This window comes from Nocardia sp. NPDC005746 (assembly GCF_040630785.1).
Classification (GTDB): Bacteria; Actinomycetota; Actinomycetes; order Mycobacteriales; family Mycobacteriaceae; genus Nocardia.
In genome coordinates, this window is record NZ_JBEXYE010000011.1 from 141,095 (window position 1) to 163,894 (window position 22,800).

Genomic DNA, 22,800 nt, shown 5'->3' on the forward strand with positions numbered 1-22,800 from the left:
GGCCGCCGTGTCCGGCAACGGCAGCGTGCCCGCGGTGTCGGCTCCGCCGCTGCCGCCGGACACCCCCGGCACTCCGGTGAATCCGCCTCCGCCGCCGGAGCATTGGTTCGCCGACGTGCTGGCCTCCGACGGCGGTGTGGTCGGGCTGCGGCCCATCACCCCCGACGACGCCGAGGCGCTGGAGCGCTTCCACACCGCGCTCTCCGACCGCACCCGCTACCTGCGCTACTTCGGGCCGTACCCGCGGATGACGCCCAAGGACCTGTACCGGACCACGCACGTGGACTACCGCGACCGGGTCGGGCTGGTGACCGAACTCGGCGACGAGATCATCGCGGTGGGCCGCTACGAGTACCTGGCCGACCGCTCGGGACCACGCGCGGCCGAAGTGGCGTTCGTGGTCGCCGACGAGCATCAGGGCCGCGGGCTGGGCTCGATCCTGCTCGAACACCTGGCGGGCGCGGCCGCGGAGAACGACATCGAGACCTTCGTGGCCGAGGTGCTCGCCGAGAACAACGCCATGGTGCAGGTGTTCCGCGACGCCGGTTATCAGGTACAGCGCAGCCGCGACGGGTCGGTGCTGCACCTGGAATTCGCCATCGACCCCACCGAAGCGCTGCTGTCGGTGCGGGATTCACGCGAGCGCGCCTCGGAGGCGCGCAGCGTCGGGAACCTGTTGTCGCCCAAGTCCATCGCGGTGATCGGAGCCACCCCGTCGACCAGCCGGGTGGGTGGCGCGGTGCTGGCCAACCTGCTCTCGGGGGCCTACCAGGGGCCGGTGTTCCCGGTGAACCGGAACCGCACCGCGGTGCGCGGCGTCCGCGCGTATCCGACCGTGCGCGACATCCCCGACGAGGTCGATCTGGCCGTGATCGCGGTGCCCGCCACCGAGATCGGGTCGGTGCTCGACGACTGCATGGCCAAGGGCGTCAAGGGCCTGGTGGTGCTGACCGCCGGATTCTCCGAGACCGGTCCGCACGGCTATCAGGCCGAACGCGATCTGGTCGACGCCGCGCGGGCGCACGGCATGCGGGTGGTGGGTCCGAGCGCGCTCGGCATCGCCAACACCGATCCGGCGATCGCGTTGAACGCCACCCTCGCTCCGGTGCTGCCCGGGCGCGGGCGGATCGGATTCTTCTGCCAGTCGGGCCCACTCGGCGCGGCCATCCTGGGCGAGGCCGCGGCGCGGCAGCTGGGGCTGTCGACCTTCGTCTCCGCCGGTAACCGCGCCGACGTCTCCGGCAACGACCTGCTGCAGTACTGGGACAGCGACCCGGACACCGATGTGGTGCTGCTGTACCTGGAGACCTTCGGCAATCCGCGCAAGTTCTCCCGCATCGCGCGCCGGGTGGCGCACACCAAACCCATTGTGGCCGTGAACAGCGGCCGCAACGCGGCGCGGGTGGACGGGGATCAGGATCTGGATCGCTCGCTGGTGCGCAACCTGTTCGCGCAGGCCGGGATCATCCAGGTCGATTCCATCACCGAGCTGTTCGACTGCGCCATGCTGCTGGCCTATCAGCCGCTGCCCGACGGTCCTCGGCTGGCGGTGATCGGCAACAGCGCCGCGTTGAGCTGGCTGGCCGTCGACGCGGCGCGCGGTGAGGGCTTGACCGTGGACGAGCCCACCGACCTCGGGCCGCAGGCGGGTCCGGCGGACTACCTGACCGCGGTGGCCGCCGCGACCAGCGATCCCGCGGTGGACGCGGTCATCGTCATCTACTCGCCGCCGGTGCCGGCCGCCGTGGCCTCCTTCGCCGAGGCGATTCGCGCGGGCGCGCAATCGGATCCGGCGACCCCGGTGCTCACCACCTTCGTCGCCGATCAGGGGATGCCGAACCTGCTCGCCACCCGCGGCCTGGGCGGCATCCTCGAACGCGGCTCCATTCCCTCCTACGGCGATCCGGAGCGGGCCGCCCGCGCGCTGGGGCGGGCACGGCGTTATGCCGAGTGGCGCACCCGGCCGCTGTCGCCGATCGCCCGGCCCGGCGGCGCCGACACCGCGCGGGCGCGGGAACTGGTGGCGCGGTGGATGTCCGACGACGCCACCGCGTGGCTCACCGACCTGCAGGCCGCGGAACTGCTGGGCTGCTACGGGATCGACGTGGTCGAGTTCCGGGAGGTCCGTGACGCCGACGCCGCGGTGGCGGCCGCCGACGAACTGGGATTCCCGGTGGCGGCGAAGGCCACGGGCGAGATCTGGCGCAACCGGCCCGATCTCACCGGTGTGCGCCTGGACCTGTGGCGGCCCGACGCCGTGCGGCGGGCCTTCACCGATCTGGCCGAGATCTCTGGCAACCCGGTGCACATTCAGCGCATGGCCACCAAGGGCGTGGGCTGCACCTTCCGGGTGCAGGACGACCCGTCGTTCGGTTCGGTCATCAGTTTCGGCCTGTCGGGCACCATCATCGACCTGCTCGGCGACCGGGTGTACCGGGCGTTGCCGCTGACCGAGGCGGAGTCGGCCGAGCTCATCGACGCGCCCCGGGCGGCCCCGCTGCTGTCGGGCAGCGTCGGCGGGCGCGATCTCGGCAAGCCGGTCGACAAGAGCGCGCTGGCCGAACTGGCGCAACGGATCTCGGCGCTCTGCGACGACTTGCCGGAGGTGCGAGAGTTGCAGTGCGAACCGGTGCTGGCCTCGCCGGAGGGCGCGGCGGTGCTGTACGCGCGGGTGCGAATCGGGCCGGAACCCAACCGGTTCGATATCGGGCCGCGCCGGATGGGTTGAGCAGTAGCCGAACTCGGAGAGGTGAACGTAGTGCAGGCGAATCAGATCGAGACTGCGACCGCGCCGCTGCGCGACGACATCCGGTTTCTCGGGGGCGTTCTCGGGGACACCATTCGCGACCATGAGGGCCCGGAGATCTTCGACCTGATCGAACGGGTCCGGGTGGAGGCGTTCCGGATCCGCCGCTCGGAGGTGGAGCGCAGCGCGGTCGCCGACATGCTGCGCGATGTCGACATCCGCACCGCCATCCCGGTGATCCGCGCGTTCAGTCACTTCCTGCTGTTGGCCAATCTGGCCGAGGACCTGCAGCGCGATCGCCGGCGCGCGGTGCACGTCGCGGCCGGGGAGCCGCCGCAGGACTCCAGCCTGGCCGCCACCTACCAGAAGCTCGACGCCTCCGGGCCCGATGGGGCGGTGGTCGCCGACCTGCTGTCGGACGCGCTGGTGTCACCGGTCATCACCGCGCATCCGACCGAGACACGGCGGCGCACCATTTTCGACGTGCAGGGCAAGATCACCGACCTGATGCGGCAGCGGCAGCGCTACAACAGGTACGAGCCCGAGTTCGCCGAGCTCGAGGTCGACATCCGCCGCCAGGTGCTGCAACTGTGGCGGGCGGCGCTGATCCGATTGGCGCGCTTGCGGATCCAGGATGAGATCGATGTGGGGTTGCGGTACTACGACCTGACGCTGTTCGACGTCATCCCGCGCATCAACGACCAGGTGCGGGCCGCGCTGCGGTCGCGCTGGCCGGGGCACGACCTGCTGGCCCGGCCGATCCTGCGGCCCGGCTCGTGGATCGGCGGCGACCGCGACGGCAACCCCAATGTGACCGCCGAGGTGGTGCACCGCGCCACCCACCGCGCGGGCACGGTCGCGTTCGAGCGGTACCTGAGCGCGCTGGTCGAGCTGGAGAAGACGCTGTCGCAGTCGGCGCGGCTGGTGCCGGTGACGCCGGAACTGGCGGCGCTGGCCGACGCCGGATTCGACGAGTCGCCGCAGCGGGCCGACGAGCCGTATCGGCGGGCCGTGCGCGCGATCCGGGCCCGGCTGAGCGCGACCGCGATCCGGGCGCTGGGCGAGCTCCCCGCGGACGGCATCGATGCCGGGGCGCTGCCCTACGCCGGGCCGGGGGAGTTGCTGGCCGATCTGGACGTCGTCGACGCGTCCATGCGGGCGTCCGGGGACGGCCTGCTGGCCGATGATCAGCTGGCCTCGGTGCGATCGGCCGTGGAGACCTTCGGATTTCACCTCCAGGGCCTGGACATGCGCCAGAACTCCGAGACCCACGAGCAGGTGGTGGCGGAGCTGTTCGCCTGGGCCGGAGTGCATCCCGACTACGCCTCGCTCGACGAGGACCAGCGGGTAGCGCTGCTGTCGGCCGAATTGACCACGCGCCGACCGCTGGTCGGGCCCGCCGCGCGGCTGAGCGACCTGGCCGCCAAGGAACTCGCGGTGGTGCGTGCCGCCAGGAGCGCGCTCGACGATCTGGGCCCGGACACCGTGCCCAACTACATCATCAGCATGTGCACCTCGGTCAGCGACATGCTCGAGGCCGCGCTGCTGCTGAAGGAGGCGGGCATTCTCGATCCGGGCGACGCGGACACCGCGCCCTCCAGCCCGGTCGGCGTGGTGCCGCTGTTCGAGACGATCGATGACCTGCGCCACGGCGCCGACATCCTGTCGGCCGCGCTGGAAGTGCCCGCCTATCACCGCCTGGTGGTCGCGCGCGGCATGCAGCAGGAGGTCATGCTCGGCTACTCCGACTCCAACAAGGACGGCGGGTACCTGGCCGCCAACTGGGCGCTGTACCGCGCCGAGCAGAACCTGGTGGACGTGGCCCGCAAGACCGGAATCCGGTTGCGGCTCTTCCACGGTCGCGGCGGCACCGTCGGCCGCGGCGGCGGCCGCAGCTACGACGCCATCCTGGCCCAGCCGGCCGGGGCGGTGCGCGGCGCGTTGCGGCTGACCGAGCAGGGCGAGGTCATCTCCACCAAGTACGCCGATTCCGGCACCGCGTACCGCAATCTGGAGGCGCTGGTCGCGGGCACCCTGGAATCCACTCTGCTGGATGTGGAGGGGCTGGGCGCCGAGGCCGAACCCGCCTACGAAATCCTCGACGAGCTGGCCGAATCCGCGCGCATCGCGTACTCGAAACTGGTGCACGAGACCCCGGGCTTCGTCGAGTACTTCCGGGCCTCCACCCCGGTGGCCGAGGTCGCGGACCTGAATCTGGGCAGCCGGCCCGCCTCGCGTAAACCCACCGACTCCGTCTACGACCTGCGCGCCATCCCGTGGGTCATGGCCTGGAGTCAGTCGCGGGTCATGCTGCCCGGCTGGTACGGCACCGGGACCGCGTTCGAGCAGTGGATCGGTGACGACCCCGAGCGCCTGGCCACTCTGTCGGACCTGTACCGCCGCTGGCCGTTCTTCAACACGGTCATGTCCAACCTGGCCCAGGTGATGGCCAAGGCGGACATGGACATCGCCGCCCGCTACGCGGACCTGGTGCCCGATGAAGCCTTGCGCGACACCGTCTTCCGCATGATCTGCGACGAGTTCACCCGCACCGCGCGTATGCACGCCGCCATTACCGGCGCCGGCGAACTGCTCGCCGACAACCCGGCCCTGGCCGAGTCCATCCACAATCGCTTCCCGTACCTGGAACCGCTCAACCAACTCCAGGTCGAGCTACTCCGCCGCCGCCGTGCGGGGGACACCTCCGAACTCGTGGAGCGCGGCATCCTGCTCACCATGAACGGCCTCGCCACGGCCCTGCGCAACTCCGGCTAATCGGTCGACCGGCTCTGCCCCGGAAACCTGGGGCAGCCCGGTTGAGTGGAATGTCTGAATTCCGCACTCTGCGAACGCTACTGTTCGTGAACCTCGCGTACGGGGTTCACGAACAGGAGTAGCGCATGAGCACAGGCTATGCGATCGCCCGCGGAATCGGCAGGAGTGCAGTGGTTTTGATGGCGACCGGCGCCTTGGCCGGGCTGGGTACGTCGACCGCGTCGGCGTCGGAAGTCGCCGTGACCCTCAACGCCCCGGCCGGTGGTTATGTGGTGGGTACCGAGGTGTGGATCGACCTGAAGGTCTCGCCCACGCTCTTTCATCTCCCGTGGGAGCGGGTGACCTTGCGGGACAATGGAACCTGCTTCTTCTCGGGCTTCCAAGGCTTCATGACCGGCTTCTACACCACCTGGATCCCGACCACCGCGGGCTCCCACACGATCACCGTGACCCAGGGGCCGCAGTCCGCGTCGCAGACCGTCGCGGTGGCCGCCGCACCGCCCGGCACGCCCACCCCGAACCCGGGGACCTACGGCTGCGACGGCGCCGGAAGCGTCGGTACCGGGAGCTTCGGGTTGTGATCGTGGCTTTCTCTGGGACTGAGGGCTGATGGTGGGGTTTGACGCGTAGGTAATATCCTACCTATCGTGATCGGGTGCCCTACCGCTTGAAATCCGGAGACGCCGATCGTGTGTTCGGCGCGCTGGCCAATCCGACCCGGCGCGACATCCTCGAGCTGCTGCTCGAGGGTGAGCAGTCGGTGCAGGTGATCGCCGAGCGTTTCGATATGGCCCGGCCCAGCGTGTCGGAGCACCTGAAGGTGCTGCGGGACGCGGGCCTGGTGGCCGAGGACAAGCGTGGGCGGCAACGGTTCTACCGCGTGGAACCGGACCCCTTGCACGACGTGCAGTCCTGGCTCGATCCGTTCGAACGGTTCTGGCGGGCCCGGCTGCGTGACCTGGGCGCGGTGCTCGACGCGATGCCCGACGATCCCCACGATCCCGACGATAAGGACCGACGATGACCGACGACACCACCAGAATCGAACTCGACCAGTTCTATCCGCACCCGCCCGCCAAGGTGTGGCGGGCGCTCACCACCCCGGAACTCATGGGGCAGTGGATGATGCGGCCGGTCGGGTTCGAGCCGGTGGTGGGCACGGTCTTCGAGATGACCACCCAGCCCATGCCGGGCCAGAACTTCTCCGGCGAGATCCGCGGCCGGGTGCTCGAGGTCGTCGAGCCGGAACTGCTCACCCTCGCCTGGAACGACGCCAGGGCCGAGCAGGACACGGGCTGGGTGATCAGCTGGACGCTGCGTCCCGAGGGGCATGGCACCCGAGTCCTGTTCAGCCACAGTGGCTTCGACCCCGAGGATCCGGTCATGCAGCGCGCCCGCAGCATCATGGGCGGCGGCTGGCGGGGCATGCACGACCGGCTCGGCTCGGTCCTGGCGGCCGCCTGACCCCGGTTCAGGCCCCGAATTCGGTGCGGTGGTCGCGCACCCAGTCGGCATAGGTGCGGGGCGCGCGGCCCAGGACCTGCTCGACATCGCCGGTGACGATCGCGTTCCCGCCGTCGCGGACGAAGGCCTGACCGGCCAGGGCGCCGTCCGCGTATTCCTCGGACAGGCCCGATTCGAGCATGAACCCGCGGGCCACATCCAGGGGGATGTCGGTGACCTCGACAGCACGGTCGAGCGCCGCCGCCAGCGCGGCGGCCTGATCATGGGTGGTCAGCGCCGCGGGACCGGTGAGGGTGTAGATCCGTCCCGCATGGTCATCGGAGAGCAGGGCTTCGGCCGCCACCGCCGCGACATCGCGCGGATCGACCACGCCCTGCGCGCCGGCGGCGGTCATGTTCGGGACCGGCTGGCCGGCCTGGATGGGCGCGACCCAGCTGCGCGTGTTGGAGGCGAAGCTGCTGGGCCGCAGGATGGTCCAGTCCACCCCGCTCTCGCGCACCGCCTGCTCGCCGGGCATATGCCAGGTGCCGACGCGCCCCAGCTCCGGATCCCCGGTGCCGATGGCGGACAGTTTCACCAGGCGGCGCACCCCGGCCGCGCGCGCCGCCGCGACCAGCGCCCGATCCAGTTCCACGTAGTCGGGGCCCAGCAGCCCGACCAGGAACGCCGCCTCCGCGCCGGAGAAGGCGGCGGCCATGGAGTCGGTGTCGGCGTAGTCGCCGCGCACCACCTCGACTCCCGCCGGAACCCGCGCCTGCTCCGGATTCCGGGTCACCGCACGGACTTTCACGTCCCGCTCGGCCAACAACCGGACGACTTCACTGCCGATGGTGCCAGTGGCACCGGTGATAACGACCATGTCCATCACCCTGCCGCCGGGCCCGGCTCGCGAGATAGGAAAAACCGGCACAGCCGGATCGGCCGATGCTGCCTAGAGTGGATTCGGTGACCACCGCGCAAACCCTGGCCCCCGTCGTGTCCGCCGAGGACCTCGAGCACCGCACGACGCCGCCCGCCGGTCTGCGCCCCTGGATCGCCGAGATCGCCCACATCCCGACCACCGATCCCGGACCGGTCGCCTTCAGCCACCTGCCCCTGGCCGCCACCTCGATCGTGTTGCGCCGCGAGGCATCCGGCCGCCGCGACGCCTGGGTGCTGGGCCCGCGCACCCGCGCCACCTACGCCCACCCGGAGCGGCCCGCGGGCTGCACCCGCATCCGGCTGGCCCCCGGCGCCGCCCAGCCGCTGCTCGGCGTCCCGGCGGCCGAGCTGACCGATCGGGTCACCCTGCTGTCGGCGCTGCCCGGCCCGGCGGCCGAGCTGGCCGACGTGCTGCTCGAGCTCGATCCGGACGAGGTGACGGCCTTCCTGGAAGCCGAACTCCCGCACCGGGTCACCGAGGATCCGGTGCGCCGCGACCACCGCCGACTCCTGAATTCGGTGGTGACCGCGATGGACACCACCGCACCGGTCGGCGAGCTCGCGACCGGTCTGGCGGTCTCGGAACGTCAGCTCCGCAACCTGTTCACCGCCGGAATCGGTGTGTCTCCCAAGCACTACGCGCGCATCACGCGGCTGCGTCAGGTGCTGGCGGCGGGCGGCAATACCCCGTGGTCGGATCTGGCCCACTCCTCGGGCTATTACGACCAGTCCCACCTGAGCGCCGATTTCCGCTCGCTCATGGGTGTCGCGCCGACCGCCTACTTCCGCGGCGACGTCCCGGCCCCGACGCCGTGCCAGGCGCTGACCCGGCGCTAGTTCAGGGCAGGGTGATCAACGGCTGGGTTTCGCTTGCGGGACACGGTGTTTCGATGACCGCGGTGAGCCGGATGCGGGAGTTGCCGAGGCTGCCGGTGAAGACGCGGCGGCCCGCGGCGGCGTCGCGCAGCTCGGTGGCGTCGGTGAGGGCGAGCGCACGCGCCCAGGTGACCAGCTGGATATTCGATTCGGCGGCCGGCAGATCCGGATGAACGATGCCGCAGAACTCGGCTTCCGCGCCGGTGGGGTCCAGCCGGGCGCGGCAGTCCCACATCCAGCTCACTGGCGGGAGCGGCTTACCGGCGATCTGGCTCGCATAGCTGTTCACCTGCATCGACAGGGCGTCGATGGCAATCATCGTCAGCGAATCGGTCACGGGCGACAGATTCCCATCCCCGAGAGCCGGTGCCCCGTAATCCCACTCGTGCCGCGTGTCGACGGCGTCCGGACACGGAAACGCCGGCCGACTCGGCTCGCCCGGAGGGGGACGTACGGGGGAGCGAGTCGGCCGGCGAAATCGGGCCGGCGCCTCGAGACGGCCCGATGACCGGTGTGGAGCCGGGCAGGGGGACCGGCTCCACGGGGTCGGAACCGCGGGAGCGGGACTAGCTGGCGTAGGCGCGCAGGCGGTCGGCGCGCTCGCCCTTGCGGAGCTTGGACATGACCTCGCGCTCGATCTGGCGGACCCGCTCGCGGGAGAGCCCGAAGAGCTTGCCGATCTGGTCGAGGGTGCGCGGCTGGCCGTCGTCGAGGCCGTAGCGCAACCGGATGACCTGCTGTTCGCGCTCGTCCAGGGTGGCGAGCACGACGCGCACGTCGCGGTGCAGCAGCCCGGCGATGACCGCGCTCTCGGCGGAGGTGGCCTCGGAGTCCTCGATGAAGTCGCCCAGCGGAGCCTCTTCGTCATTGCCGACCGGCATGTCCAGCGATACCGGGTCGCGGCTGTGGTCGAGCAGATCGGCGATCTTGTCGACCGGGATACCGGATTCGCGCGAGAGTTCCGCGTCGGTCGCCTCGCGGCCCAGCTGCTGGTGCAGCTCACGCTTGATGCGCGCCAGCTTGTTCACCTGTTCGACCAGGTGGACGGGGAGACGGATGGTGCGGGACTGATCCGCCATGCCGCGGGTGATGGCCTGCCGGATCCACCAGGTCGCGTAGGTCGAGAACTTGAAGCCCTTGGTGTAGTCGAACTTCTCCATCGCGCGGATCAGACCCAGGTTGCCTTCCTGGATGAGGTCCAGCAGCGGCATGCCACGACCGGTGTAGCGCTTGGCCAGCGAGACCACGAGGCGGAGGTTGGCTTCCAGCAGGTGCTGGCGGGCGGCCTGACCTTCGCGAACCAGGATCGCCAGATCCTTCTTCTTCGCGGCGGACAGGCGCTTGCTCGTCTCCAGCAGGTGCTGAGCGTAGAGGCCCGCCTCGATGCGCTTGGCCAGCTCGACCTCGTCGGCCGCCGTGAGCAGCGCCGTCTTGCCGATCCCGTTCAGGTACACGCGTACCAGGTCGGCGGCGGGGCTTGCGGCATCGAGGTCTTGTTCGCTGGTGCGCACGTCAGTGGTGGCGGGGCTTGTCATGACTTGCCTCCTGTCGGTGGTGTCTCGCTCCGTACAACGGGCCCGACTTCAGGAAAGTTCCCCGCCGGAGCCCCGGTAAACCGCATCTGAGCTGCGGTTTTTACGGCGCACGGCTGAGAAGTTCCTGAGAAGCGCGCGGTGCCGGGAACACGCGCCTCCGGCTACGGGACCGCTCGGTGTCCGGGTGGTTGCCATCGCCGAACTCGAACTTCCTGACGCGACAAGCGAATACGTGTGAACGGGCCTTGCCCGGGGTGTCGTCAAGCGAGTACGCGATAAAACGAAACGCGGTTCGACCGCATTCCCGCCACCGACCGGATCGGTATCCGCGCGACATGTGATCGTGACTGACCTCACCGCCCGTCAGCGCGGTTTTCCTGCGGAAACGCCGACGGCCGCCGGGGGATGCCCGGCGGCCGTCGAAGGAAAGCTCTCAGCTGGGATGCACGAGGCCGTGGCGGACCAGCCCGGCCACCACGGTCATCACCGCGGTCTCGAACTCGGGGGTCGCGGCGTCGCCGGTCTCGCTGAAGGCCAGCAGTTCGACGAGTTCCCGCAGCGGGAGGCCGCCCGGTCGCATGCCCGCCAGTAGCGCGGCGGTGGTGTCGTCGACCTCGTGCTGCCAGCGCGGCCCGTCGCCGCGATGCAGCCGGGCCACCGCCTGCGCCCAGCCCTCGTCACCGGGGAGGTAGACCCGCTCGAGCGCGGTGGCCGGATCGACCCGGTAGCGCGAGTCGAGGATGAGGTCCGGGTCGGCAGCCGCGGCCCGCAGCCACGCCGAGCGCTCGAAATAGGCCAGGGCCTCCGGGCCGAGCGGGTCGTCGAAGCCGTGGGTGAGGTCCTCGGCGAGCAGTTCGGTCGGGCCGTCGATGGCACGCAGGTAGACGAAACCGAAGCCGATGCCCTCGACCCCGGATTCGCGGAAGGCGTCGAGCCAGCGTTCGGCGCGGGCCTGGGCGGCGGGCTCGCGCGGGTCCAGTCCGGCATCGCGCAGCCAGGTTCCGACGTAGAGGGCTGGATCGGCGACGTCGCGCTGCACGATCCAGGCGTCGATGCCGTGGTCGGGCAGCCAGCTCGCGACCCGGCTGCGCCAGTCCTGGCCTTCGAGGTGCACCCAGGACGCCAGCAGCGCGGCGGTGCCGCCGGGTGCGAGCAGGTCCGGGATACCGGAGATGACGAGTTCGCTCGCGCCGTCGAGGGCCAGGCCGGAGTCCCGGTATGTGTGCTCGACCCGGGCGGGTCCGACCACGAACGGGGGATTGGCCACCACCTGATCGAAGCGGCGGCCCGCGACCGGCTCGAACCAGGAGCCTTCCAGCAGCTCGATATCGAGGCCGTTGAGCGCGGCGGTGGCCTCGGCCAGCCAGATGGCGCGCTTGTTCACGTCGGTGCCGGTGACGGTGCGTCCGTACGCGGCGGCGTGCACGGCCTGTACGCCGCAACCGGTGCCCAGATCCAGCACTGTGCCGGTCTTGGCGGTCGGGGTGGCGCGCAGCAGCGACAGCGAGGCGTGGCCGACGCCGAGCACGTGGTCGGCGTCGAGGCTGCGCCGGCGCATCGAGTCGTCGAGGTCCGACAGCACCCAGCGGGTGCCATGGCCGAGGTCGATCGGCCGCAGGTCCAGGGCGGCGCGGACCTGGTCGCCGTCGTGTTCGAGGAATCCGGCCGCGACGGCGCGGTCGATGCGCACGGGTGAAAGGGCCGCTGCCGCTTCGTGTTCGGGGACCGCGTCGCCGAGCAGCAGCAGTCGCACCAGGGTGCCCAGGTCGCCGAGTTCGGCGGCCGCGCGCCGGACGGGGACGGGTTCGCCGCGGCCGAGGGCGGCGTGGGCGGTGTCGCCGAGCGCCTCCAGCAGGGTGTCCGCGTCGTAGCGGACGCGGGTCAGCGCCGCGCGTAGGTCGGGCGCGAGGTCGGCGAGCAGGGACGATGTGGTCGTCTGATTCGTCGGCATGCCCGGAACTCTGCCACCGCTAGCTGTGGGCATCCGGCGGCGGGCCCGGTTCGGCGGTCCGGAGCCGGGAAATTCGCGCGCCGGGAACCGGAGAAACCGGTTGGTTGCTGGCGGCCGAGTGCCCCGAATCCCGGCTCACTTTCGGATGAATTCATGATCTCACCTGCGGTTATTCGCCCTTGTTACAACCACTTTCGTTGCTACTGTGACCGGCATCACCAGGAGGTATCGCAGTTGACAACTGAAACCCAGACCGGCGGACCGGATCCCGACTGGCCCCAGGTCTTCGACAGCCCCGAGTTCCAGAGCCTGCGGCGTCGCTTCCGCCGCTTCGTCTTCCCCATGACCGCTCTGTTCCTGGCCTGGTACGCGCTGTACGTGCTGCTCGCCGACTACGCGCACGGCTTCATGTCCCACAAGGTAGGCGGCAATATCACCATCGGCCTGATCTTCGGCCTGCTGCAGTTCGTCTCGACCTTCGTCATCACCGGCCTCTACGTCCGCTACGCCGACCGCACCCTCGACCCGATCGCCGAGGGGATCCGCGCCGAACTGGAAGGGCCGACCCGATGACCACCTATCTGGCCGCCGCCGTCGAGGGCAGCCGTCCCGGCCTCAATATCACCATCTTCGCGATCTTCGTGGCCATCACCCTGGGCATCGTGGTGTGGGCCAGCCGCGACAACCGCACGGCCGCTGATTATTACGCGGCCGGCCGTGCCTTCTCGGGCCCGCAGAACGGCATCGCCATCTCCGGCGACTACCTGTCGGCCGCCAGCTTCCTCGGTATCGCCGGGGCCATCGCGCTGTATGGCTACGACGGGTTCCTCTACTCCATCGGATTCCTGGTGGCCTGGCTGGTGGCGTTGCTGCTGGTGGCCGAGTTTCTGCGCAACACAGGAAAATTCACGCTCGGCGACGTCCTGGCCTTCCGGATGCGGCAGCGCCCGGTGCGAGCCGCGGCGGCCACCTCGACGCTGGCGGTGAGTCTGTTCTATCTGCTCGCGCAGATGGCGGGCGCGGGTGTGCTGATCTCGCTGCTGCTGGGTGTGTCCGGTTCGGCGGGACAGAATCTCGTGATCGCCGTGGTCGGCGCGATCATGATCGTCTACGTGCTCGTCGGCGGTATGAAGGGCACCACCTGGGTGCAGATCGTGAAGGCGGTGCTGCTCATCGGCGCGGCCGCCGCCATGACCGTGTGGGTGCTGGGCCGCTACGACTTCAACTTCTCCAGCCTGTTGCAGGATGCGGTGAACCACGGTGGCAAGACCGGCGCGAAGCTGCTGGAACCGGGCGCGAAGTACGGCAAGACCGGTACCAGCAAGCTCGATTTCCTCTCGCTCGCACTGGCTCTGGTGCTGGGCACCGCCGGACTGCCGCACGTGCTGATGCGGTTCTACACCGTGCCGACGGCCAAGGAGGCGCGCCGCTCGGTGGTGTGGGCGATCGGGCTGATCGGCGTCTTCTACCTGTTCACCCTGGTGCTCGGCTACGGCGCGGGCGCGCTGGTGGGGCCGGAGAAGATCGCCAAGGCGCCGGGCAAGGAGAATGCCGCCGCGCCGCTGCTGGCGTTGGAGCTGGGCGGGCCGGTGCTGCTGGGATTCGTTGCGGCCGTCGCGTTCGCGACGATTCTGGCGGTGGTCGCGGGGCTGACCATCACCGCGTCGGCGTCGTTCGCGCACGACGTGTACGCCAATGTGCTCAGGCGTGGCCGTGGCGAGGGCGCCGATGCGGGGGAGGGCAAGGACGGCGAGGTACGGGTCGCGCGGATCACCGCGGTGGTGATCGGCGCGCTGGCGATCGTGGGCGGCATTCTGGCGAAGAATCAGAATGTGGCGTTCCTGGTGGCGCTGGCGTTCGCGGTAGCAGCCTCGGCAAACCTACCGACCATTTTGTATTCATTGTTCTGGCGGCGCTTCAATACCGCCGGCGCGCTGTGGAGCATCTACGGCGGACTGGCCGTCACCATCGTGTTGATCGTGTTCTCCCCGGCGGTCTCCGGAGCGCCCACCGCCATGATCAAATCCCATGACTTCCATTGGTTCCCGCTCGCCAACCCGGGCCTGGTGTCCATCCCGGTTTCGTTCGCTCTGGGCTGGCTGGGAACCGTGCTGTCGAGGGAGCACGACGACGGCAAGTACGCCGAGATGCAAGTACGGTCGCTGACCGGCGTCGGAGCGGAAAAGGCTATGCAACACTGATGTCCGAATTAATTGGCGGGAAGTTCGCTGAAAAGCGTTTCAGAATTTCAAGATCAACAATTTGAAGATCAAAAATACTGCCCCGCAACGAGGTTGGGCTGTGTATGCTATTGATCATGCACGGCCCCACTACGAGGTGGGATGACGGCGAGGCGGTGTCGTATTGGACCTCAACAGGCTCCGGATGCGGAGAGCGACTGCAATTGCAATCGGTTTCGGCGTACTGGCATTGATGGTCACTGGTGCGTTGGATCGATTGTTGCTGGGTGTTTTCATGGCTACCGGTCTGACGCTCGGCTGGGTTAATGCCCGGCTCACGTGGATGTCCATCGTGCGCATCACGGATGCGGAAACTCTCAGCAAACAGAAGTTGGCGCTGTCCTCGGCGTCTCGATTGATCATTCTGACCGGGCTGTCGATTCTGGTGGCATTCCTGACCCGTCCCTACGGCGTCGGAATCTTCTTCGGGCTGGCGGTCTTTCAGCTGATTCTGGTTCTCCATACGGCTCTGCCCGAGGTGAAAGGGCTTCGACAGCAGTCATGAGCATCTACGCGATACTGGCCGCCGAGGAACCCTCGGGCGAGGCCAAGATCCACGTCGGCGATCACGCCCAGGCGCACCTGCTGGGCATGACCTTCAATGTCGACACCATCGTGTCCACCGCGGTGGCCGCGCTGATCGTGCTGGGCCTGGCCTTCTATCTGCGGGTGAAGATCACCTCGGGCGTGCCCAACGGGGTGCAGCTGTTCTTCGAGACCATTACCGTCCAGATGCGCTCCCAGGTGGAGACCGCCATCGGGATGACGGTCGCGCCGTTCGTGCTGCCGCTGGCGGTCACGCTGTTCACGTTCATCCTGCTGTCGAACTGGTTGTCGGTTCTGCCCGTTCAGTACGGTTCGGGCGAATTGATCGCGCCGCCGGCGTCCGATTTCAACTTCACGCTGGCGCTCGCGCTGTTCGTGTTCCTGCTCTATCACGCCGCGGGCGCGTGGCGGCGCGGGCCGGGCGGGCACGCCAAACAGTTGCTCAAGGGTCACACCGGCTGGGGCCCCATGGTTTTCATCAATGTGGTCGAGGAAATCGCCAAGCCGCTGTCGCTCTCCTTGCGACTTTTCGGCAACATGTTCGCGGGCGGCGTCATGGTTTCGGTGATCACGTTGTTCCCGTTCTGGATCAGCTGGGGGCCGAATGCCGTCTGGAAACTCTTCGACCTGTTCGTCGGGGCGATTCAGGCGTTCATCTTCGCCCTGCTGACCATTCTCTACTTCAGCCAGTCGATGTCGCTGGAGAGTGAAAACCACTGAGCGGCTTCGGTCGTTCGGCGTTGCACCCATTTGGGCTGCAGCTATTTTTCAAAACAAGGAAGTGAACAATGGCAGACCCAGCAACCGCGAGTATCGTTCAAGGCGCCCTCATCGGCGGCGGCATCATTCTGGCGGGCGGTGCCATCGGTGCGGGCATCGGTGACGGTCTGGCCGGCGCGGCGTTGATCAACGGCGTCACCCGGCAGCCGGAGGCGGAAGGCCGCTTGCGCGTGAACTTCTTCCTGACCGTCGGTCTGGTCGAAGCGGCCTACTTCATCAATCTAGCGTTCATGGCACTGTTCGTATTCGCTACTCCCGGTAAGTAGACGTCATCATGTCTCCCAGAACGGATGTGGAGGCCGCGGGGAACTTTCTGGTTCCCAACGGCACCTTCGTCGCCGAGTTATTGATCTTCCTGATCGTGCTCGCAGTCATCTGGTTCTTCGTGGTTCCGCCGATTCGAAAGGTGCTGGTGGAACGGGAGGCACGTGTCGAGGTCACGACGGCGACCGCCAAGGAAGCCAGCGAAACCTTCGCCGAAGCCGAAGCGCGCTACGAGGCAGCCCTCGAGAAGGCCCGACTGGAAGCGGCCGACATCCGCAACCAGGCCCGGGCCGAGGGGCGGGCAATCCTCGAGGGAATGCGCGGCGAGGCCCAGAAAGAGGCCGACCAGATTGTGGCCGAGTCCACGGCGCACCTGCGCGCCGAGGCCGACCAGGTCGCCGCCGAACTACGCGAAGCCGTCGAACCACTCGCTCAGGACCTGGCCGGCCGGGTCCTGGGCGGGAACGATCGTGCCCGGACCAGTGCGGGCCAGCAGAGAGGACGGGGGTCTGCATGATCCTCACCGATACCCATCTCGCCGAGGGTATTTACAACATCACCTTCGATTGGCCCGTCTTCCTCAGTCAGCTGTTCGGCTTCGCCGTCATCGTGTGGTTCATCATGAAATACGTTGTGCCACCGATGAAGAAGATCATGAACAACGCTCAGGACCAGATCCGCCGGCAACTCGAGGAGAGCGAGGCGGCGGCCGATCGGCTGGCAACCGCCAAAGCCGCCTACGACAATGCCGTCGCCGAGGCCCAGGCCGAGCTCGAGCGCATGCGCGAGGAGGCCCGCGCCGACGCCGACCGCATCATTCTCCAGATGCGCGAGGCCGCCGCGGCGGAGGTGGAGCGGGTCCGCAAGCAGGGCCGCGATCAGATTCTGCAGTACCGCAGGCAGATGATCCGGGACCTGGAACAGGATCTGGCGGCCGCCATGCTCGCGCTCACAGAGGAGAAGGTGCGCGAGCAGATCGGGTCACCGCAGTCCCGCGCCGACAGTATCGAGAGATTCCTCGAAGATCTGGAGGCGCTGGCCAATTCCGGTGAGGCGCGGCGCCAGCCGCAGACCGAACGGAAGTAGCACCAACTCTCGGTGGGGTTCTCGGGGATTCCCGAACCCTGTCCGACTCGAGCCCGGCACCCCGGATCCGATCCGGGGTGCCGGGCTCGTTCATGCCGGTTGGCGACTGGTCAGGCAGTAGGGCAGGCCCGAGGGGTCGGCCATGACGAGCCAATGCCTGCCCAGCTCGACGCGGCGCGCGCCCAGACCCTCGTGCCAGGTGGCGGTGGCTTCGATATCGGTGCAGGCGATATCGGGGTGCGCGGAGGTGGGGCGGTCCTCGCCGAGGCGCTGCAGCAGGAGCTCGAGCGGGAGGCCGGGGCGGGCCGAGAGCCGGGAGAACTCCGGCAGGCTGGCCGGTTTCCAGGCCCACCCGGTCAGTTCGGTCCAGAAGCGGGATTCGGTGTCGAAGTCGCTCGCCCCGATGTCGAGGCAGATCTGATCCAGCCGGCTGCGGTCGCCGGAGGGCCCGGTGACGGTGGGCGTGAGCGGGCCGGTGGCGTCGCGGAACGGCGTGAAACAGAACGGCATTCCGGCGGGGGAGCGCAGCACGGCGTAACCGATGCGTTCGGTGAGGATGTAGTCGCCGTCGAGGGTGGCGCCGAGCTGTTCGGCGCGTTCGGTGGCGGCCACGACATTGTCGACATCGAGGTCGAGGTGGATGCGCCCGGGTCCGCCGGTGGACTGCATCTTGAGCGTGGGCGCGCCGGAATCCGGAAGCAGCGTGAGGAATTCGTCGTGTTCACCGCGCGGCGCCGACCGGGTGGTGGCGGTGACCCGAGTCCAGAATTCGGCGCAGTCGTCGAATTTCGCGGCGGGCCGGTCGAGAAAGGCCCATACCCAGCGAATGGTCATGCTGTCTCCAGAGTTTCGCGCTTGCGGAAGGTCTTACGGTAGGTCAACGGCGGCACGCCCAGTTCGGAACGCATGTGATGGCGCAGTGAGGCGGAGGTGCCCAGGCCCGCGTTGCGCGCCACCTCGTCGACAGGCAGGTCGGTGGTCTCGAGCAGATGCCGGGCGTGCCGGACGCGCTGCTGCAGGATCCAGGCGCCCGGCGCCATGCCGGTCTCGGCCTTGAAGCGGCGGGTGAAGGTGCGCACGCTCATATGCGCGTGCGCGGCGAGGGCGTTCAGATCGAGTTCGTCGTCGAGGTGGTGCAGCGCCCAGCGGCGGGTGGGCGCGGTGCCGTCGCTGCCGGCCTCGGGGACCTGCCGTTCGATGAACTGCGATTGGCCGCCTTCCCGCCACGGCGGCACCACGCAGTAGCGGGCCGCGCCATTGGCGGCGGCGGTGCCGTGGTCGGTGCGGATCAGGTGCAGGCACAGGTCGATTCCGGCCGCCAGTCCGGCGGAGGACCAGAGGTTGGCGTCCTGGACGAACAATTGGTTCTCGTCGAGGGCGACCCGCGGATACAGGGCGCGGAACTGGTCGGCGAACCGCCAGTGCGTGGTGGCGCGGTGGCCGTCGAGCAGTCCGGCCGCGCCCAGCACGAACGCTCCCGTGCAGATGGACACGATGCGCGCGCCGGGGCGGATGGTGGCGAGGGCGTCCGCGAGCTCGGGCGGCAGCGTGCCGTCCTGCCGCGGCCCGGGGATGCGGGTGCCGGGCACGATCACGGTGTCGGCGAGCGCGAGCAGTTCCGGCCCGTGCTCGGGGATGACCGTGTATCCGCAGACCGCCGCGATGCCGCCGCTGCCGAGGCCGCAGATGCGCACGTCGTAGAGCGGTTCGCCGTCCTCGCCGGTGGCCGCGCCGAGCACCATGGACGGAATGGTCATGTCGAAGCCGACGGTCGGTTCCAGGACCAGGACGGCGACGAGGTGGGGTGCCTGCACGGTGTCTCCCCTCACGGTTGGCTAGATCTTGACGCATTGTGGCATTCAGGCCACTCGTGCCGGTAGGGGATTTCGGTCACGCTCGATCGGTGAGTGAACTCAGGGACCGCCTCGACGTGGAATCGCCGTCGGGCACAAGCTCGTTGGACGGCGCGTCGGCAGCTCCGCGGGGGCGGGCGCGGCGGGGTCCGCATCCGGCGTGGATCGTCGCCGCGGTCGGGTTCGTGGCGCTGCTGGGCGCGGCCGGATTCCGCTCGGTGCCCGGCGTGCTCATGGATCCGCTGCATCAGGAATTCGGCTGGTCGCACGGCACCATCGGGGCCGCGGTCTCGGTGAATGTGCTGCTGTACGGCCTGATCTCGCCATTCGCGGCGGCGCTCATGGACCGGTTCGGCATCCGCCGGGTGGTGGCGTGCGCGCTGGTGCTGATCGCGGCCGGGGCGGGGTTGACGGTGTTCATGACCCGGCCGTGGCAGCTCATGGCGACCTGGGGCCTGCTGGTGGGCGTCGGGGTCGGGTCGATGTCCATGCCGTTCGTGGCCACCATCACCGGCCGCTGGTTCGTGAAGCAGCGCGGCCTGGTCACCGGTGTGCTGACCGCGGCGGGAGCGACCGGGCAGCTGATCTTCCTGCCGTTGATCGCGAGCCTGGCCCGCGATCACGGCTGGCGCACGCCGTCGATCGTGGTGTCGGTGGCGGCCTTGGCGGTGGTTCCGCTGGTGCTGCTGTTCATTCGCGACTTTCCCAGCGATGTCGGGGTGCGCGCCTACGGCGCCGAGCCGGGCAGCGCGGTGGGGGTGCGGACCGCGGCTCCCGGTGGTGCGGCGCGGGCGCTCACGGTGCTGACGGCCATCGTCCGCAAGCCCGTGTTCTGGATGCTGGCGGGCGGTTTCGCTATTTGCGGGGCGTCGACCAACGGCCTGATCGGCACGCATTTCGTGAGCGCCGCCCACGATCACGGCATGCCCGCGACCACCGCCGCCGGGCTGCTGGCCGTGGTGGGCGCGTTCGATGTCGCGGGCACCATCGCCTCGGGCTGGCTCACCGACCGCCTGGACTCGCGCTACCTGCTGGTCGCCTACTACACGCTGCGCGGGGTCTCGCTGCTGTTCCTGCCAGTGCTGTTCGGGCCGGACGTGCAGCCGAGCATGTGGGCGTTCATCATCTTCTACGGCCTGGACTGGATCGCCACCGTGCCGCCGACGGTCGCGTTGTGCCGCAAGCACTTCGGTGAGGACGGTCCGGTGGCGTTCGGCTGGGTTTTCGCCTCACACCAGATCGGTTCGGCGCTGGCCGCTTTCGGCGCGGGCGTGATCCGGGATGTGCAGGGCAGTTATACGACGGCCTGGTTCGTGGCCGGCGCCCTGTGCGGTCTCGCGGCCTTGTTGTCCGCGGCGATCCCCGCCGACCGGAAGGCCCGGGCGATCGCGGGGAGCTAACCCTGCGAGCCCTGAGAGTTGGGCCGGCCTTCGACGGACTTGTGCGTTCCCGATTCGAGGGCCGTCTGATTCCGTCGCCCGTCCCAGCGGCTCGGTTCGTCGCTGGTGCGGGGCGGACGGTCGTTGGCGATGAGGACCGCGATCCACGGCAGCGGCACCGAGACGCCGATGATCAGCAGCGACAACCACCAGCTGTGCCACAGCCCGTAGGCGGCCGCCGCGCCGATCAGGCAGGGGATGCGGAACGCCATGATGGTGATGTACCGCCGCACGCGATCCCGATGCTGCTGTTCGAGCGAGGTCTGCGCCTCGGTGATCAGGGCAGGATGCTGCTTACCCTCGCCCGGGAAGTACCCCTGGGAGGGCCGGGGCGGTTTCGGGATCGAACCGGCGGGGTGGAACTCGACGTCCGGGCGACCCGCGCCGCTACTGCCGTCGGCCTGGGATTCGCCGTCACGCTGCATACCCCGAGTCTTCCACTACAGCGCGTCGGATGCACACGCCGCCCGCCCGGTGGCAAGCCGACCTGGCATCATTGAAGCCGTGAGCACTGACACCCTGGTCCGTCCGGAAGAGACCACCGACAACTCGACCGACAACGACACCCCCAAGGTCTTCCACTACGTCAAGAAGAACAAGATCGCCGAGAGCGCCGTCATGGGCACTCACGTCGTGGCCCTGTGCGGCGAGGTCTTCCCGGTGACCAAATCCGCCAAGCCCGGCTCCCCTGTCTGCCAGGAGTGCAAGCGCATCTACGAGCAGATGAAGAAGGACTAGCTTCTCCTCATCTCAGCGGGCCGCATTTCACCTGGTCATCGAACTGGGAATAGCCCGTCAGGGGGCGGCGCGGCGGCCGGCGTGGCGGCGCAGCGCGGCATCGTCGTCGAGTTGGGTGTCGTGCGCTCGGTCACCTCGTACCGTGTGAGCCATGAGCGAACGCGTGGTGATCATCGGTGGGGACGCGGCGGGGATGGCGGCGGCGTCGCAGGCGCGCAGGTTGAAGCCGGTGGGGGAGCTGGAGATCGTCGTGTTCGAGCGTGGGCACTTCACCTCGTATTCGGCGTGCGGGATCCCGTATTGGGTGGGCGGGGATGTCAGCGGGCCGGACGACCTGATCGCACGGACTCCCGCCGAGCATCGGGCGCGGGATATCGATCTGCGGCTGCGGACCGAGGTGGTGGAGATCGATGTCGCGGGGCGGCGGGTGCGGGCGCACGGGCTCGACGGCGGGCGCGAGGATTGGATCGAATACGACAAGCTCGTGATCGCCACCGGCGCGACGCCGATCCGGCCGGAACTGCCCGGTATCGATGCGGCCGGGGTGCACGGGGTGCAGACCCTCGATGACGGGCAGGCGCTCATCGACACCCTCGAATCGATCCCGGGACGGCGCGCGGTGGTGGTGGGCGCGGGGTACATCGGCGTGGAGATGGCGGAGGCGCTGATCCGCCGGGGATTCCAGGTCACCATGCTCAACCGGGGCGCCGAGCCGATGTCCACTCTCGATCCGGATATGGGTGCGCTGATCCGGAAGGCCATGCAGGGCATGGGAGTTCAGGTCATCGGCGACACCGAGGTGGCCGCGGTCCGCACCGACGCGCAGGGCCGCGTCACCGCCGTCGAGACCGACGATGCCGAGTATCCCGCCGATGTCGTGATTCTCGGCATCGGAGTCCGCCCGGCCACCGACCTCGCCCGAGCCGCAGGACTCCCGCTCGGGGAATCCGGGGGCCTGCTCACCGATCTCGCGATGCGGGTGCGCGGGCACGAGAACATCTGGGCGGGAGGCGATTGCGTGGAGGTGCTCGACCTGATCTCCGGCTCCGAACGCCATATTCCGCTGGGTACCCACGCCAACAAGCACGGCCAGATCATCGGTTCCGGCGTGGGCGGCGACTACGCCGTGTTCCCCGGCGTGGTGGGTACCGCGGTGAGCAAGGTGTGCGATCTGGAGGTCGCCCGGACCGGCCTGCGTGAGCGGGACGCGCACGCGGCAGGCCTGCAATTCGTCACCGTCACCATCGAATCCACCAGCCGCTCCGGCTATTTCCCGGGCACGGCTCCGATGACAGTGAAAATGCTCGCCGAACGTCGCACCGGCCGCCTGCTCGGCGTCCAGATCGTCGGCCGCGAGGGTGCGGGCAAGCGCATCGACATCGCCGCCGTGGCCCTCACCGCCCGCCTCACCGTGGATCAGATCGTCGCGCTCGACCTCGGCTACGCCCCACCCTTCTCCCCGGTCTGGGACCCGGTCCAGGTCGCCGCCCGCAAAGCAGTCACCGCGGTCCGCCGAGACGCCACGCGGTAGCGCTCCTGACCTGCGTCGCGGGCTGACCCGCGACGCCGGTCCGGTCGGGCACATA

The 22,800-nt window shown here is 69.0% G+C and carries 23 protein-coding genes; 16 read left to right on the forward strand and 7 right to left on the reverse strand.

Features of this window, described 5'->3' with window-relative positions:
• Nucleotides 1–34 precede the first annotated feature (34 nt).
• From ABZ412_RS21860 to ABZ412_RS21880, 5 genes are all read left to right on the forward strand, one after another.
• A complete protein-coding gene (locus ABZ412_RS21860) occupies nt 35–2,728 on the forward strand; it encodes a GNAT family N-acetyltransferase (RefSeq protein ID WP_357283201.1) in 2,694 nt (897 codons plus the stop codon).
• Between the two features lie 30 nt (nt 2,729–2,758).
• Nucleotides 2,759–5,521 (forward strand): phosphoenolpyruvate carboxylase, encoded by a 2,763-nt coding sequence (gene ppc / locus ABZ412_RS21865; RefSeq protein WP_357283009.1) that lies wholly within the window; start codon nt 2,759–2,761, stop codon nt 5,519–5,521.
• A 125-nt stretch (nt 5,522–5,646) separates the two neighbouring features.
• On the forward strand, nt 5,647–6,102 hold the full coding sequence (locus ABZ412_RS21870; protein ID WP_357283010.1) for a hypothetical protein: 456 nt from the start codon (nt 5,647–5,649) through the stop codon (nt 6,100–6,102).
• A gap of 74 nt (nt 6,103–6,176) precedes the next feature.
• Nucleotides 6,177–6,545 (forward strand): metalloregulator ArsR/SmtB family transcription factor, encoded by a 369-nt coding sequence (locus tag ABZ412_RS21875; protein WP_357283011.1) that lies wholly within the window; start codon nt 6,177–6,179, stop codon nt 6,543–6,545.
• The gene (locus ABZ412_RS21880) at nt 6,542–6,985 is read left to right on the forward strand and encodes an SRPBCC domain-containing protein (RefSeq protein WP_357283012.1); all 444 of its coding nucleotides are present in this window, start codon (nt 6,542–6,544) and stop codon (nt 6,983–6,985) included. Before ABZ412_RS21875 ends, ABZ412_RS21880 begins: the two co-directional genes overlap by 4 nt.
• A 7-nt stretch (nt 6,986–6,992) precedes the next feature.
• Here ABZ412_RS21880 and ABZ412_RS21885 read toward each other — a convergent pair whose 3' ends face one another.
• Nucleotides 6,993–7,844, reverse strand: coding sequence for an NAD(P)H-binding protein (locus ABZ412_RS21885; protein WP_357283013.1), 852 nt, complete (start codon nt 7,842–7,844; stop codon nt 6,993–6,995).
• Nucleotides 7,845–7,930: 86 nt separating this feature from the next.
• Between ABZ412_RS21885 and ABZ412_RS21890 the strand changes: the two genes are divergently transcribed.
• The gene (locus ABZ412_RS21890; RefSeq protein WP_357283014.1) at nt 7,931–8,743 is read left to right on the forward strand and encodes a helix-turn-helix domain-containing protein; all 813 of its coding nucleotides are present in this window, start codon (nt 7,931–7,933) and stop codon (nt 8,741–8,743) included.
• Nucleotide 8,744: 1 nt separating this feature from the next.
• On the opposite strand, the gene ABZ412_RS21895 is transcribed toward ABZ412_RS21890, so the two are convergent.
• The 3 genes from ABZ412_RS21895 to ABZ412_RS21905 form a co-directional block, all read right to left on the reverse strand.
• Nucleotides 8,745–9,119, reverse strand: coding sequence for a hypothetical protein (locus ABZ412_RS21895; RefSeq protein WP_357283015.1), 375 nt, complete (start codon nt 9,117–9,119; stop codon nt 8,745–8,747).
• A gap of 229 nt (nt 9,120–9,348) precedes the next feature.
• Nucleotides 9,349–10,317 (reverse strand): sigma-70 family RNA polymerase sigma factor, encoded by a 969-nt coding sequence (locus ABZ412_RS21900; RefSeq protein ID WP_357093448.1) that lies wholly within the window; start codon nt 10,315–10,317, stop codon nt 9,349–9,351.
• A 433-nt stretch (nt 10,318–10,750) separates the two neighbouring features.
• Nucleotides 10,751–12,268, reverse strand: a complete 1,518-nt coding sequence (locus ABZ412_RS21905) for a methyltransferase (protein WP_357283016.1) — start codon at nt 12,266–12,268, stop codon at nt 10,751–10,753.
• 234 nt (nt 12,269–12,502) lie between these two features.
• On the opposite strand from ABZ412_RS21905, the gene ABZ412_RS21910 reads away from it, so the two are divergent.
• From ABZ412_RS21910 to ABZ412_RS21940, 7 genes are all read left to right on the forward strand, one after another.
• A complete protein-coding gene (locus ABZ412_RS21910; protein WP_357283017.1) occupies nt 12,503–12,841 on the forward strand; it encodes a DUF485 domain-containing protein in 339 nt (112 codons plus the stop codon).
• Nucleotides 12,838–14,469, forward strand: a complete 1,632-nt coding sequence (locus tag ABZ412_RS21915; protein ID WP_357283018.1) for a cation acetate symporter — start codon at nt 12,838–12,840, stop codon at nt 14,467–14,469. Before ABZ412_RS21910 ends, ABZ412_RS21915 begins: the two co-directional genes overlap by 4 nt.
• Nucleotides 14,470–14,653: 184 nt before the next feature.
• On the forward strand, nt 14,654–15,013 hold the full coding sequence (locus tag ABZ412_RS21920) for a hypothetical protein (protein WP_357283019.1): 360 nt from the start codon (nt 14,654–14,656) through the stop codon (nt 15,011–15,013).
• Entirely contained in the window at nt 15,010–15,774 is a 765-nt protein-coding gene (gene atpB / locus ABZ412_RS21925) for a F0F1 ATP synthase subunit A (protein ID WP_357283020.1), read from the forward strand. The genes ABZ412_RS21920 and atpB overlap by 4 nt, the downstream gene beginning before the upstream one ends.
• Before the next feature lie 68 nt (nt 15,775–15,842).
• Nucleotides 15,843–16,100, forward strand: coding sequence for a F0F1 ATP synthase subunit C (locus tag ABZ412_RS21930; RefSeq protein ID WP_040810042.1), 258 nt, complete (start codon nt 15,843–15,845; stop codon nt 16,098–16,100).
• 26 nt (nt 16,101–16,126) lie between these two features.
• Nucleotides 16,127–16,615, forward strand: a complete 489-nt coding sequence (locus ABZ412_RS21935) for a F0F1 ATP synthase subunit B (RefSeq protein ID WP_357283021.1) — start codon at nt 16,127–16,129, stop codon at nt 16,613–16,615.
• Entirely contained in the window at nt 16,612–17,184 is a 573-nt protein-coding gene (locus ABZ412_RS21940; protein WP_357283022.1) for a hypothetical protein, read from the forward strand. Before ABZ412_RS21935 ends, ABZ412_RS21940 begins: the two co-directional genes overlap by 4 nt.
• A 90-nt stretch (nt 17,185–17,274) precedes the next feature.
• On the opposite strand, the gene ABZ412_RS21945 is transcribed toward ABZ412_RS21940, so the two are convergent.
• Together ABZ412_RS21945 and ABZ412_RS21950 are read right to left on the reverse strand one after the other, a co-directional pair.
• Nucleotides 17,275–18,018 carry a VOC family protein gene (locus tag ABZ412_RS21945; RefSeq protein ID WP_357283023.1) on the reverse strand — a complete coding sequence of 248 codons (744 nt, stop codon included), beginning with the start codon at nt 18,016–18,018 and terminating at the stop codon, nt 17,275–17,277.
• Entirely contained in the window at nt 18,015–18,941 is a 927-nt protein-coding gene (locus ABZ412_RS21950; protein WP_357283203.1) for a helix-turn-helix domain-containing protein, read from the reverse strand. Before ABZ412_RS21950 ends, ABZ412_RS21945 begins: the two co-directional genes overlap by 4 nt.
• Nucleotides 18,942–19,141: 200 nt before the next feature.
• Here ABZ412_RS21950 and ABZ412_RS21955 point away from each other — a divergent pair, with 200 nt between their 5' ends.
• The gene (locus ABZ412_RS21955) at nt 19,142–20,437 is read left to right on the forward strand and encodes an MFS transporter (RefSeq protein WP_357283204.1); all 1,296 of its coding nucleotides are present in this window, start codon (nt 19,142–19,144) and stop codon (nt 20,435–20,437) included.
• On the opposite strand, the gene ABZ412_RS21960 is transcribed toward ABZ412_RS21955, so the two are convergent.
• Complete coding sequence (locus ABZ412_RS21960) at nt 20,434–20,901, reverse strand: DUF3099 domain-containing protein (protein ID WP_357283024.1); 468 nt, start codon at nt 20,899–20,901, stop codon at nt 20,434–20,436. The genes ABZ412_RS21955 and ABZ412_RS21960 overlap by 4 nt on opposite strands.
• Before the next feature lie 79 nt (nt 20,902–20,980).
• Between ABZ412_RS21960 and ABZ412_RS21965 the strand changes: the two genes are divergently transcribed.
• The gene (locus tag ABZ412_RS21965; RefSeq protein WP_357283025.1) at nt 20,981–21,214 is read left to right on the forward strand and encodes a DUF3039 domain-containing protein; all 234 of its coding nucleotides are present in this window, start codon (nt 20,981–20,983) and stop codon (nt 21,212–21,214) included.
• A gap of 151 nt (nt 21,215–21,365) precedes the next feature.
• Nucleotides 21,366–22,745 (forward strand): FAD-dependent oxidoreductase, encoded by a 1,380-nt coding sequence (locus ABZ412_RS21970; RefSeq protein WP_357283026.1) that lies wholly within the window; start codon nt 21,366–21,368, stop codon nt 22,743–22,745.
• The last annotated feature ends 55 nt before the right edge of the window (nt 22,746–22,800 follow it).